The sequence below is a fragment of the Flavobacterium sp. FlaQc-57 genome (genome assembly GCF_044007395.1).
Taxonomy (GTDB): domain Bacteria; phylum Bacteroidota; class Bacteroidia; order Flavobacteriales; family Flavobacteriaceae; genus Flavobacterium.
In genome coordinates, this window is record NZ_JBIPDA010000001.1 from 614,576 (window position 1) to 628,185 (window position 13,610).

At 34.6% G+C, this 13,610-nt stretch carries 6 protein-coding genes; 1 reads left to right on the top strand and 5 read right to left on the bottom strand.

Features of this window, described 5'->3' with window-relative positions; translation table 11 throughout:
• Positions 1-47: 47 nt before the first annotated feature.
• The 5 genes from ACHRVZ_RS02585 to rpsF form a co-directional block, all read right to left on the bottom strand.
• The gene (locus tag ACHRVZ_RS02585) at positions 48-9,746 is read right to left on the bottom strand and encodes a gliding motility-associated C-terminal domain-containing protein (protein ID WP_395420626.1); all 9,699 of its coding nucleotides are present in this window, start codon (positions 9,744-9,746) and stop codon (positions 48-50) included.
• A 1,231-nt stretch (positions 9,747-10,977) separates the two neighbouring features.
• Positions 10,978-11,451, bottom strand: coding sequence for a DUF6495 family protein (locus tag ACHRVZ_RS02590; protein WP_395420627.1), 474 nt, complete (start codon positions 11,449-11,451; stop codon positions 10,978-10,980).
• Positions 11,452-11,582: 131 nt separating this feature from the next.
• Positions 11,583-12,023, bottom strand: coding sequence for a 50S ribosomal protein L9 (gene rplI / locus ACHRVZ_RS02595; RefSeq protein ID WP_395420628.1), 441 nt, complete (start codon positions 12,021-12,023; stop codon positions 11,583-11,585).
• 66 nt (positions 12,024-12,089) lie between these two features.
• A complete protein-coding gene (rpsR, locus tag ACHRVZ_RS02600) occupies positions 12,090-12,386 on the bottom strand; it encodes a 30S ribosomal protein S18 (protein WP_002987043.1) in 297 nt (98 codons plus the stop codon).
• A gap of 5 nt (positions 12,387-12,391) precedes the next feature.
• A complete protein-coding gene (gene rpsF / locus ACHRVZ_RS02605; protein ID WP_007810575.1) occupies positions 12,392-12,733 on the bottom strand; it encodes a 30S ribosomal protein S6 in 342 nt (113 codons plus the stop codon).
• Positions 12,734-12,910: 177 nt separating this feature from the next.
• Here rpsF and ACHRVZ_RS02610 point away from each other — a divergent pair, with 177 nt between their 5' ends.
• Positions 12,911-13,609, top strand: a complete 699-nt coding sequence (locus ACHRVZ_RS02610; protein ID WP_065449575.1) for a LytTR family DNA-binding domain-containing protein — start codon at positions 12,911-12,913, stop codon at positions 13,607-13,609.
• Position 13,610 lies beyond the last annotated feature (1 nt).

The following is a 13,610-nucleotide window of genomic DNA, read 5'->3' on the forward strand; positions in this document are numbered from 1 at the left end:
AACGATACTTATTAAGTTTAATTAATTAGATGATTAATTCTGGTTGTTTATCTCATTATAGATACCCATCCTTTTTTAACCGTTCCATCTCCAATGGCTATCACATAAAAATAAGTACCTGTTGGCAACATATCTCCTCTATTAATAACTCCAGATACATTGGCAGTTCCGTTCCAATCATTTTCATAATGTTGTTTACTATATACTAATGCGCCATATCTATTATAAATTTTCAATTCGTTATTTGGATATGACTCGATACAATCAATTCTGAAAAGATCATTAGCTCCATCATTATTTGGAGTGAACTCATTGTAAACAGTCAAACAAATTGGTTCAACAGAAGCTGACGCCGAATTGTTTGCCGCATCAACATCTATAGGAGTCGAAATTTCGATAGTAGCAACGTTTAAGTAATCTCCAGTTTGCAATACTTCTACAACAACGGTAAGTGTAACGCTTTGTCCGGCATTTAAAGTTGGAATAGACCAAAGTTGAGTTGTCTGATCATATGTACCTGCAGAAGTACTGGCACTTATCAAATCATATCCGCTTGGTATTAACTCGCTTACTACTGTGTTAATGAAGTTACCCTGACCAACGTTATTCACTGTTATTGTAAATGTTACCTGATCACCAAAATTAGGGGTCGGATTACTAACTGTGTTGGTTATCGTTATATCAGAGCAGGTAGCAACTGTTACATTTAATGATTTCGTTGTTGTATCGTTACAGGTATTAATGTATGTTACCTGAACTTTACCTTGTCCAATATCTGACCAGGAAACTGTTACAGATCCGTCGGCATTTCCTCCTCCAGAAGTAATTGTTCCGTTTGTAATTGACCAAACATAATTCGATTTACCGTTGGCAACTGAATATGTAATTCCTTGGAAAACGCACGGTGTATCATCAGTAGTTGTAATTGGAACTAAGGCATCATCTTCGAAAGAAACTGTTACTCCCAATCTTGTTGCTCTATCACATCCATTTGTTGTATTGTTAACCGCTCCTGCATAATAAGTAGCAGCTACAAGAGGTGTATTTACAGCTAATGGAGTTCCTCCCGTTGCTGAACTATACCAAAGTACATTAGTTTCATTTACTAATATATTTGCAATTGTTGGTGCCGCAGATAAACAAAATGTTTGCGTTGTTTTTGGAGTTGTGATACTACCAGGTGCATTTACTTTAACTACAACCATTAACCTTACTGGATTCTCACAACCTGTACCGCTTGCAATAACGCCATAGTAAGTAGCAGTTGTTAAATCTGTTGTTCCTGGAATTGCTGTTCCTCCAGTTGGCGTACTGTACCAAATTACATTTTGTTCGTTTACCTGAATATTTAAAACTTTAGGTGCATTTAATGAGCAGAAGTTTTGGGTTGCTGCATTCGTTGTTGGTGTTGGCATTGGATTAACAATCGTAACCGCAACTTGCAAACGAGTTGTACTTGCACATCCAGTTAATGGATCTACAATATCTCCATAATATGTACCTGACGTTAAAGGTGTTGTTAACGGAATTGCTGTTCCTCCAGAAGCACTATTAAACCAAGACACATTAGTTTGATTTACTTGAATACTTGCAAAAGTTGGTGCATTTGTTGAACAGAAGTTTTGAGTCGCATTATTGGTTGTTGGATTAATTGTGTTTCCAACCGTAATTGTCACTTTCAATCTTATACTACTCTCACAACCTGTTGTTGCATCTTTTAATGCTGCAAAATAATCACCACTTACTAATGCTGAAGTTGGAGCAATTGCTGTACCACCTGTTGCTGCACTATACCAAACCACATTACTTTGGTTGGTTTGAATATTAGCAACTGTCGGATTATTTCCTGAACAAAAAACCTGAGTTAGAGCGTTAGTTGTTGGTGTCGCCGGATCAGTTATACTAATTGTTACTTGCAATCTTGCCGCACTTTCGCATCCTGATGTAGGGTCTTTTATTGCTGCAAAATAAACCCCATTTGTCAAAGTTGTTGTTGACGGAATCAACACTCCTCCTGTTAAAGCGGTATACCAAACTATATTTGATTGGTTGAACTTAACACTTGCAAATATTGGAGCATTTACCACACAGAAGTTTTGGGTTCCTGCTGTTACTAATGTTGGTGTTCCAGGATCGGTGACATTTATCGTTACTTGTAATCTTGTATTACTTTCACATCCTGATGTTGCATCTTTTATTGCTGCAAAATAAACTCCGCTTGTTAATACTGTAGCTGATGGAATCAATGTTCCGCCTGTTAAAGTTGTATACCAAACTATATTTGCCTGGTTGAACTGAACACTTGCAAATGTTGGTGCATTTACCAAACAGAAAGTTTGAGTTCCTGCAGTAACTAAAGTTGGTGTTCCAGGATCAGTAACATTTATCGTTACTTGTAATCTTGTATTACTTTCACATCCTGAAACAGGATCTTTTATCGCTGCAAAATAAACGCCGCTTGTTAAAGCAGTTGTTGTCGCAATCAATGTTCCGCCTGTTAAAGCTGTATACCAAACTATATTTGCTTCGTTTGTTTTAATACTTGCAAATGTTGGAGCATTTACCAAACAGAAGTTTTGTGTTCCTGCAGTCACTAAAGTTGGTGTTCCAGGATTATTAACTTTTATCGTTACTTGTAATCTTGTATTACTTTCACATCCCGATGTTGCATCTTTTATCGCTGCAAAATAAACTCCGTCTGTTAAAACTGTAGTCGTCGGAATCAATGTTCCTCCTGTTAAAGCTGTATACCAAACTATATTGGTTTCGTTGAATTTTACACTTGCAAATGTTGGTGCATTTGCTAAACAAAAGTTCTGAGTTCCCGCATTTACCAATGTTGGTGTTACAGGATTTTTAACATCTATTGTTACTTGTAATCTTGTATTACTTTCACATCCTGATGTTGCATCTTTTATTGCTGCAAAATAAACTCCGCTTGTTAATGCTGTAGCTGATGGAATCAATGTTCCACCTGTTAAAGCTGTATACCAAACTATATTTGTCTGGTTGAACTGAACACTTGCAAATGTTGGAGCATTTACCAAGCAGAAAGTTTGAGTTCCTGCAGTAACTAAGGTTGGTGTTCCAGGATCGGTTATATTAACTGTAACCAATAAACGATTAGAACTTTCACAACCTGTGATTGCATCTTTTAGCGTTGCATAGTATGTTCCGTTAGCTAATAGCGTCGTCGGATCTAATGGTGTTACACTCACAAGTGAATTATACCAAACTACATTTGTTTCATTTGTTTTAAGATCTGAAACTTTTGGATTGTTTACCAAACAGAAATCTTGTGTATCATCTAAAGTCGTTGGTTTTAATGGATCAGTAATTGTTACTGTTACCAATAAACGATTAGAACTTTCGCAACCTGTTGTTGCATCTTTTAATGTTGCATAATAAGTTCCATTCGCTAATGCTGTGATTGGATCTAAAGGCGTTACACTTACAAGTGAATTATACCAAACTACATTTGTTTCATTTGTTTTAAGATCTGAAACTTTTGGATTGTTTACCAAACAGAAATCTTGTGTATCATCCAGAGTTGTTGGTTTTAACGGATCTGTCACTGTCACTGTCACAATTGAACGAACTGAGCTCTCACAGCCATTTACGTCTTTTATTGCTCCATAGTAAATACCGTTTGCTAATGAAGTTGTTGGATCTAATGCAGTTCCTCCCGCAGATAATGTATACCAAACTACGTTAGCTTCATTTACCTGAAGATTTGCAACTGTTGGCTTATTTACCAAACAGAAACTTTGATTATACGCTGTAGAAGTTGGAGTTGCTGGATCGCTAACAATTACTGTTGCAACCTTAAGTTCTCCATTTTTATTTTGACACGTATTGTCACTCGTAACTGCAACATAGTAAGATAAAGGTGTCGCCGTAGCTTTAAGTCCCGATACCGTTAAAACTCCTGTAGTATTATCTACTGCATAAGTTACGCCGGCTATTGTACTGCTTAAAAGAGGCTGTGTTTTATTTTCATCAAAATACCAAAAGAAAACTGGATTTGCCAAAGTGCTTTTTGGTGTTAATGTCGCGGTTGTCCCAAGACAAATCAAAGCATTATTTACTGTAATATCAGTTTCAAGAGAACTTGGTAATATTGTAAACGTAACTTGTTTTCTATCAGCTGGTGCTGTTTCGCAATATTCTGTTGAACTAACTCCAACAAAATATGTATAAGTTCCAGGAGCTAAACCTGATAAACTTAATTTAGAAGTTGTTTCACCAACTACTAAATTACTAGTTGTTCCATCAAAACTATACCAAGAATATATAGGAGTTGTAAGTACTGGCGTAGCATTTAATACCGCGTCTAATGTTACTTTTCCATCTTCAGAACAAATTATCGTACTATTTCCTCCGTTTATTGTTACACGAGCTATTGCAGATGCAGGAGTAGTTGCTCTAACAACAACTGTTACTTCTCCTCTTGATAAAGCCGGACAACCGTAACGAATTGGTTGAATATAATATTTGTAAGTTCCTGCTGCTAATGTTGCAGGAAGTGCGTATGATTGACCACTTGTTAAGGGAGTTCCTCCAATTGGTGTATCATACCAAGCATAATCAGCACAAGATTTTGGCGGTACCGTGAGTTTAATAGCCGTTCCTGGACAGACCGTTATTTTATTATTCAGATCACTATCAATAACTTTGGTATTCGTTACACGATCAATCGTATGCACTCTAAGTTGATCTAAAACACTTAGAACACCTCCAAAAGTAATAACAACTTTATCATACGGTTGCGCTTGAGGTGAGACAATTGTCATTGCCATTGTATCTCCAGAAAGCAGTTTTAAAGTCAATAAATTACTTGTGCTTTCTATTGGATCACCTACCGCAATATTTCCTGAATAAAGCTGAATTATAAATCCTGTAAGCAGATTAACATTTAAAACCGTTCCTGGTTTTGAAATCGTGATTCTTAAACTATCTCCCACCATAGAAGGTGTTCTGAACTTTGCTGTTAGCTCTGCCGCAGCAAGTACTCCTACTGCATTAAACATTGTCGCGTAAGTTGCAACATCTCCATCGGCCACATTCCAAGGATTAGAAACCCCAACAGTAGCTGTTAATGCACCAACTCCTAAGTCTTTTACACCCGAGAAGATGTCTTCGATATCGCCCTGTCCACAAACAATTTGCGAAACTTGTTTTTCGTAATAAGCATCATAAACCTTAATATTTTGAGCAACACTTAAAATCGATCCTAATTGAACTCGGATTCCATCATAACCCTGAACCCCGGAAGTATTAGATGGCACAAATGTATATTCGAATGAATTTTGTCCCGGTAATAGATTTAACAATGATCCTGATACAGATTGTAAAGTTCCAATATCGATTGGATTGTTCGAGCCATCACGTTTAGTTCCTACTACCGAAATACTTTGTCCAACTGCAATTAAGCTATTATCTAAACCTAATTTTACTGTTACCGGAGTTCCTTTAGGAATAGTTGTTGGCCATTCCAAATTTTGCCATGTAGTACCAATACCTAAAAGTCCTAAACCAGTAGTAATTGTAGAATAAGTGCTTGGATCTTTATCAACAGCCAAAGGGCCGTTCGTAACTGTTCCTGTAATAATGGAGTTCCATGACTGCTTGTCAGCATACACTCTTTCTAATAATGTATCACAAGTAGCAGGATCAATAACACTAATAGTTACTGTCTGACTAGTTGTACAAGTTCCAAGAGTAGCAATTACAGTATAGGTAAAAATACCAACAGTATTAAGAGGTCCAATATTACTTGAAGTAACCAAATTACCCTGCGGATCATACCAGGTAATTGCTCCGTTAGATACTGCATTTAATGTAACCGGAGATCCTTTTGTAACCACGATTGAGCTCGTTACACCTGTTAATGTTGGTAGCGGGCTTATTGCAACCGTTACTTTTTCTTTTGCAGATGAACAAGCATTACCTACTGTCTGAGCCTGAATCCAATAATCTTGACTTGTTGTAATATTTGCTGCAGCCTGCTCAGTTATTGGAGTATTTATTGGCTGAAAGAAAGTATACGTTGTATTTCCGGATGCATCAAAATTTGTGATTGCACTTCTTAAATTGACACTACCACAACCAGTTAAATTAGATGTTACGGTTAAAGCTGAACCAAGAGGATGATTTACTATAACCTCTTTTAAGGTTCCATTTGCATTTTCGCATGCCCCATTAAGTATAGAAATATAATATTTGTAAGGTACAGCAGATGCACTAAGTCCTTCAATAGTAAGCGCTCCTGTTATCGCGTCTTGAGAGTATGTTATACCTGGAGTAACTACAGATGTAACTTCTTGCGTCTTATTTTGATCTAAATAATATTTAAATTTTGCCCCCGCCAAAGTAGATGTTGGAGCCAATACAACTTTACCTGTACAATCAGCCGTCAATGGGCTTGTTATTGTAATATCAGATTCTTTTGGAATAGGTAAAACCGTAACTAAAACCTCTCTACGAGTAGTACAGCCATCGCGAACTTCTTCTAAATAAAATGGTGTTGTAACATTTAATACTGGTGTTGTAAATGTCGATGTTAAAGAAGTTCCTCCAGTAGGTGCTGCGTACCAATTTACTGTTTGTCCTCCATTGGCAACCGCTGTCAAAACAGTAGATTGTCCGGCACAAATTGGAGAAGAAGCTCCTGTTATTGTAACTGGATATCTGTAAGAAGCATCATAAATATCTAAACTAGTAAATAAAGCCGCTAATCCTACATTAAGTCTTACCTGAACACTTGTAAAAGGGCCTGCAGCTACAAAGCTTACCTTAAATCGATTACCTCCTAATATTTGTATATTTGCAATATTACCAATATTAAATCCATCAGTATTAGCTGTCACGCCATTAAAACTTTGTAAATTAATACTAGATAGCAAACTAATATCCGCTAAACCTACTGGAACTCCAAGTTCAACATCTATTATATCTTCTGCCTTACCTGGTGTTGCAAAAGTTATCATTTGTTGCAAATTTCCAAGAAGTCCTATTGGCAAAGATAATCTTGCAGCAGTTCCGCTATTACCATCAACTGAGAAATCCGGATTAGTTACTGTTCCGCATAAAAGTGGTGTAATTAGAGAACATAAGTTCGTAGAACCATTTAAAGTTGTTACTTGCGAATTTGCCAATAAACAACTACCAACAGAACTATTTATTACAACATTAATCATCGCTCTTGTAGTACTTCTACAATTAGAAAGTGTACTACGAGTTTCAATATAATAGGTCTTCAATGTTTCTGCCGGACCTCTTGAATAGGTGCTTGAGTTAGATAATAATAAATTTCCTCCTGTTGGAGCATCATACCAATCAAATGCAACATCTGTCTCAGGACTTGAAACTTCTAAAATAGCAGTTTGTCCTGCTTGTATTGTAACAACTGACGAAGTAACAATTGGCATTAAAGGTTTCGGACTAACATTAACTGTCACTTTTGTTCGGGTTGTACTAGAACAACTTCCAATTACACCTTCAACATAATAATCTTTATTAGCAGTTAAAACAGGAGTTGTAAAAGATGTACCAGTAAAAAATGACGTACCACCGGTAGCTGTATCATACCACTTATAGATAGTACCTGAAACCGGTAAACCTACTGTTATTATTGTCGATTCTCCACTACATATATTTGATGAACTTGCAGTAACTGCCGCCGGAGCAATCGGATTCGTTACTGTAACAGTAACAGGATTTCTTTCACTGTTTACACAACCATTTCGAGTAATTTCTACATAATAAATTGTATTAGCAGTTAAGGCCGGAGTTGTATAAGTTGGTAAACTACTAATTAAATTTCCAGCAGTTGCAGCATCGTACCATTTAATAGTTTCTCCCAATGCAGGATTAGCATTCAAAGTTGCTGTTTGACCACTACAAATAGTTGTATTTCCAGAAATTGTTGGTGCTTTATATCTGTAAGTAGCCTGATAAATATCTAAGCTGGTTAAAAGAGTTACCACTGCACCAAATCTAATCTCTATACGATCAAAATTTGCACCGGCAACAATGCTGGCTCTAAACCTGTTTCCGGATAATACTTGCAAATTAACCAATGAATTATTAATAAAAACCCTGTCGCCATTATAAGTAGTTCCATTGTATGTTGCCAGGCTAACTCCACCCAATAATGAAACATCGGCAATGCCACCTGGTAATGCCAATTCAACATCAATAATGTCACCAACTTTACCAGGATTATTAAATTGTAATGTCTGTTGTATTGATCCGCCTAATAAACCAGCAGGAAGAGTTAATCTAGCCGCTGTAGCACTATTTCCATCAACAGAATTATTTGGAGTCGTTGAAGAACATAGCAAACAAATTCCATCTTGTGCCGTTTGCTGGCTATTTGCTTCTAAGCAACCTCCTAATGCGTTGGGTAGCACAGTCACTGTTACAGGTACTCGCGTAGTACTAACACAACCTCCAACAGTAGAACTCGTCTCAACATAATAGGTCTTAGTTACAGTAGATGTAGTAGCTGTTAAAATAGGTGTTGTAAAAGTATTTGAATTTCCCAATAATTTAACTCCACCTGTAAGTGAATCATACCAATCTATAGCAACATTTGTTTGAGATGTAGAAGCATTTAAAGTTGCATTCTGACCAGATACTATAGATACACTTTGCGTCAAAATAGTTGCAAGTGCAGGAATTGGAGTAGAAGTAACGGTAACCTGCGTACGAGCCGATTTACATGTACCAATTGATGCTTCTACGTAAAAATTAGAAACTCCTGTAGATACAGTTGGTATATAAATACTACCAGTACCTAAGAGCGTTCCCCCTGTTAGAGCGCTATACCAGGAATAAGTCGTTCCTAACACCGGATTTATAACAGATAAAGTAGTTGCCTGCATTGCTCCCGCCGCACAAATTGACGTCCCAGTAGAACTAATTGTTGGTTTTATAGGATCTATGACGTTAATAGTTACAGGTAATCGTTCGTCACTTTCGCAACTTACATTTCTTGAAGTACTAACGTAGTAAGTAGTTGTTGCATTTAATGCAGGCGTAGTAAAAGTAGCGGTAGTTGAGAGTGCATTAGTTGATGTTGGAGAATCATACCAAGCAACTGTAGTACCACTAGCCGCAGTTGCAGAGAGAGTAGCAGATTGTCCAATACATACAGATTGCGTTTCACCCCCAACAATAGTTGGTTTTGCAAATTGTAATCGTACATCGTATATTCTTAAATTATTCAATAAAGAAAGAGTTCCCTTAGTTTGAACTTTTATTTGATTTGCATCACCAGGTAATGTAAATTTTAAAACCCGAATATTAGTACTTCCTAAAAGCTGAATATTGATTAAACCATTCAGAGCAACAGCATCGCCAACAGGATTATTAGAAAGCATGGCCTGAACACTAGAATTTGACAATACTCCCGCACTTAATAATGGATTACCATCACCTAAGTAAAGAACTATCTGATCACCAGCTTTCACAGTCTGACCAAAAACTAAAGTTTCTTCAGCAAAACAACCTAGACCAAGAACGGTCGATATTGTTGCATAAGAATTCAAATCCTGATCATAAGCTTTTTCTGGGGTGCTGACACTCATCCCGACACATAAAAAACCACCAGTATCAATACTGTGCGAGGTAGGTCTGCAAAAGTTTTGCGAGAAACTTATATTGCACAGAAGCAATAAAAACAGCAAACCAAATAATCTCGTCTTTACAATGAGATCATAAAAAGTAAAATTTTTTTTCATAATTTGGAAGATTAGAAAATGGACAATAAAATACCTGCTGCGATAAGCACGGATGCTTAGGCAATCTTAAAAAACGTTAATAATCAACTTGTTAAATGAAATTTAATTTCTTAGTAAACTAAGAATGTAAACTTCATTTCATTAAAAAATTCATGTCGTATTGTGTATACCGAAGCATACAAAAGAGCACGTTTTATTCTTCGTGAATAAACGATGTCTTAAAAAAAATTGGATATACTGATCTAAATCAGGCTTCCAGAAGGAGTGATTTGTTATAGGACTAATTTTCATAAAAGAAAATTTAAGTTTAAGTAGAACTGGGGTATTCTATTAAATATATAATATGTTTCAATATTCATAGAAAGCTGATTATTCTCTCTATAAACTTTGTTTATTTAGAAATGAAAGTCTAAAAATTGAAAACATTAATTTTAATAAGCGGCATTCCTGAATTTAAGATTTAAACACAAAAACACCTTTCATTAACAAACCCGCCGATTGCGATTTGAAAACAAAAAATTCACATGATTGGAAAATATATGAAACAAGTTTGAAGTGGAACTAAAATTAAATTTGATGATAAATTCAATTTTATTCAAACTGATAAAAAACAAAGTCAAAATAATACTAAAACCTAATGCAAACTTGATAAAAAAAGTAGTGATCAATTCCATAAGCAAACTAATTTAGTTATTATAAAAACTTCAACTCAAAATCGTACTAATAAAAGAAAAGCAATCATTTCTAAAATAAAGACATTTAAAAGAGTCTTTTCAGACTTGTTCAAAACTGGTTTGTTTAACTTTTCTATTCTAAAATTAGAAAAAATGAAAACATAAAACAAGTATAAAATTAATATTTTTCTTATTTTATGTAGAACTACAAACGACAAAAAAAGCCAAAACATTAGAAAAACCTACACTTTTTCGTGCAAAAAGAATCTATTTAAGTTTTTAAAATATATATTACATTTCTGTTAAATCTCAAAAAAGTAATCCATTACCTACGCAAATAAACAAATAATCGATTAAAAACAACTTTTGATCGACAAATAAAACTAAATATTACATTTAAAAGTCCTTAATTACAATTTTTTAAACTATTCGGAAAAAACAAGTAGAAATACCTGCTCTAAAAAACATTAAAGTCTAAACAAAAGTTAAAAAACAAAAAAAAGGATAAACAATTGAATAATCAATTATTTATCCTCTAAAATTTTTAAAGCCAAAAATTACGACTCAATAATGGTATTGATTTGCGTAAATAATTGTCCATCACTTAAAAATGCACCTTGCTGAATTAATTCAAAAATAGAAGCGTTTCTATCCTCAGTAAATACTTTTTTACCAACCTTCATCTCTATATTCTCGGTAAACATATTATCGCTCAACCATTGCAAACCTTCTTTAGTTAAGAAATCCGTCTCAGGAACCAATGACTTCAAAACTATCGATTGTACATCTTTCTCAAAACATTTGAATAAGAAAATATGGTTTTTAGAAAAATGCTCCAAAAATTCTGCCCTCGACAAAACACCTTCCCAGATTAAATCTGAAAAAACATCCAATTCTTGTTCAGCAACTTCCGGTTTATTAATTTTAATAGAATCCCACTCTGCTTTATCAATAGCCTGAGTAGCCAGAAAGCTGGCAAACTCTGCGTGCAATTCATCAAATTGTTCTTTTGTTAATCTTGCGTATTTCATTTTTTTTTCCAGGCTTTATGCCTTACGCTATTAGCTATAAGCAAATAACTTCAAGTCTGATTAATTAATTATTTCTTTAAACAAAAAAAATCCCGATTCGCATCGGGATTTTTATATAGTATTTTAAACTATTACTTTTCAGCGATAATTTCGTATGCTAATTCAACGATAACATCTCTGTGTAAACGGATGCTAGCTGAATATTTTCCAGTACGTTTTACGATACCACTAGTGATGAATTTTCTATCAATAGCGTTACCAGATTTTTCTAAAGCTTCAGCAATGTCGATGTTAGTGATAGAACCAAAAAGTTTCTCTCCACCAGCTTTTGCAGTAAGTTTAATTTCAAGAGCTTTTAATGTTTCAGCTAATGCTTTAGCATCAGCAACAACTTTAGCTTCTTTATGTGCTCTTTGTTTTAGATTTTCAGCTAAAACTTTTTTAGCAGAAGGAGTTGCTAAAGCAGCAAAACCTTGAGGAATTAAAAAGTTACGACCGTAACCAGGTTTTACAGATACTACATCATCTTTAAATCCTAAGTTTTGTACGTCTTGTTTTAAAATAAGTTCCATGTTGTTGTCCTTATATTTTAGAAGTTAGGTTCTGCTTTAACAGAAACCAGCGACTAGAGTTTTTAATTATTTTAATAAATCGGCCACGTATGGCATTAAAGCTAAGTGACGAGCTCTTTTTACAGCTACAGAAACTTTTCTTTGGTATTTTAATGAAGTTCCAGTTAAACGACGAGGAAGAATTTTTCCTTGCTCATTAACGAATTTCAATAAGAAATCAGCATCTTTATAATCGATATATTTGATTCCTGATTTTTTGAAACGACAGTACTTTTTAGTTTTGTTAGTTTCAATGTTTAAAGGCGTTAAATATCTGATATCTCCGTCTTTTTTTCCTTTTGCAGATTGCTCTATTGTAGACATAATAATTAAGCTTTAGTAGATTTTAATTTGGCTCTTCTTCTTTCAGCCCATGAAATAGCATGTTTGTCTAAACTTACAGTTAAGAAACGCATAACTCTTTCGTCACGTCTAAATTCAGTTTCAAAAGCAATAAGAACTTCTCCTGCTACTTTGAATTCGAATAGGTGGTAAAAACCACTTTTTTTGTTCTGGATTTCGTAAGCCATTTTTTTCAGACCCCAATCCTCTTTCGATACCATTTCAGCTCCTCTACTAGTAAGAAATTCTTCAAATTTCGTTACTGTTTCCTTCACCTGAACCTCAGATAAAACGGGATTTAAAATGAAAACAGTTTCATAATGATTCATAAATACAATATTTATTTGTTAAAATTGGGTGCAAAAGTAAGCATTAAATTTAAATATACAACACTTTTTTACTTTTATTCGTCGTATAACAAAAAATACACGTTCATCTTAGTTTTTTTTACAAAAAAAACATACATTTACTACTGCTATCCTGAATTTATTCTAAATTTTAATGTTATGAAACTAAACTGTGTTGTTGTAGATGATAGTTCTATACAGAGGACAATTATTGCAAAATTAGTTAATAATCACCCAGGTTTGCACTTAATCGGGGACTTTTCTAATGCGATAGAAGCAAAAAGCTGCATCTCTCTTAATAATATCGATTTAATATTTCTTGATATAGAAATGCCTGTTATCAATGGATTCGATTTCCTTGACGGGCTTAAGTCTAAACCGCAAATTATATTTATCACTTCTAAAGCTGAATATGCTTTAAAAGCTTTTGATTATGATGCTACCGATTATTTGCAAAAACCTATCGCGGTAGATCGCTTTAATGCTTCTGTAAAAAGAGCAATAGACATGCATTTGCTTAAAAAAGATGTCAAAGAAGAAGAAGGTGAACATATCTTCATTAAAAGTAATCTTAAAAAGCTTAAAATTTTCACCGCTAAAATCAAATGGATTGAAGCTTTTGGAGATTATGTAAGAGTGGTTACTGAAGATGACAGCAATTTGGTTCTTTCGACAATGAAATCTTTTGAAAACGATTTATCAAAAGACAAATTTATTCGTGTACACAAATCCTATATTATCAACATTGATAAAGTAGAACGCTTTAATAGTAAATTTGCTGAAATTGGTATTACCAAAATTCCGCTTAGTCGAAACAAAAAAGAAGATTTAGTAAAAGCACTGTCAACATCGTCGTAAT